At 35.3% G+C, this 807-nt stretch carries 2 protein-coding genes; both read right to left on the reverse strand.

Annotation, left to right across the window (positions count from 1 at the left end; translation table 11 throughout):
* Positions 1 to 123: 123 nt before the first annotated feature.
* Positions 124 to 429, reverse strand: coding sequence for a HigA family addiction module antitoxin (locus EHQ16_RS19585; protein ID WP_135637398.1), 306 nt, complete (start codon positions 427 to 429; stop codon positions 124 to 126).
* A gap of 12 nt (positions 430 to 441) precedes the next feature.
* A complete protein-coding gene (locus EHQ16_RS19590; RefSeq protein WP_135637400.1) occupies positions 442 to 723 on the reverse strand; it encodes a type II toxin-antitoxin system RelE/ParE family toxin in 282 nt (93 codons plus the stop codon).
* Positions 724 to 807 lie beyond the last annotated feature (84 nt).

The following is an 807-nucleotide window of genomic DNA, read 5'->3' on the forward strand; positions in this document are numbered from 1 at the left end:
CGACGCTTGCGTAAGCAAGAGGAGTGACAAAAGCCTATGTGTCGTAGACCGAACGAGGGCGTAAGTCCCGAAGTGAAGCGGTTAGTAGCTGTTATACGACGTCACCTTTGTATTAGTAAAGAATTAAGAAGCTATTGCTAAATCTTTGTAATTGTGAATTCCGTTAAATTCTTTCTGTTTTTTCAGCATTTCTTCTTCCAGATCATAATCATTTTGTAAACCAAGCCAGAATTGAGGAGTAGTTCCGAAGAATTTTGATAAACGTATGGCCGTATCAGCGGAAACGGATCTTTTATATAGTAGAATTTGACTGATTCTTGTTTGTGGAATACCAGTTTCCTTTGCCAGTCGATAGGCAGTAATTTTTAATGGAGTAAGAAACTCTTCCGATAGTATTTGTCCAGGATGTATGTTTGCTAAACGTTTCATATAATCTCCTTTTTAATGGTAATCAACAATTTCTACTAAAGAAGCGTTATTTCCGTCCCAATTAAAACAGATCCGCCATTGATCATTAATTCGAATACTATGCTGACCTTTTCTGTCGCCTTTTAGAAGCTCTAACTTATTGCCTGGTGGAACTTTTAGATCTTCAATATTATGAGCATTATTAATCATCCTAAGCTTTTTTCTGCCTTGATTCTGAACTTCTGTTGGTAAATCTTTAGAAAACTCACCTTTCCAAACTTTTTCAGTTTTTTTGTCGGCAAAACCAATGATCACAATTAAATACTAACGTATTGCGATACTATTGTCAATAGTTATTTTTTACATTGGATAAAATTCTAGGTGATGTCGTATAACGAA

This window comes from Leptospira kanakyensis, assembly GCF_004769235.1.
GTDB lineage: Bacteria > Spirochaetota > Leptospiria > Leptospirales > Leptospiraceae > Leptospira_A > Leptospira_A kanakyensis.

Coding starts and splice junctions, on each gene's coding strand:
- EHQ16_RS19585 (WP_135637398.1), bottom strand. CDS start 429: ATGAAACGTTTAGCAAACATACATCCTGGACAAATACTATCGGAAGAG.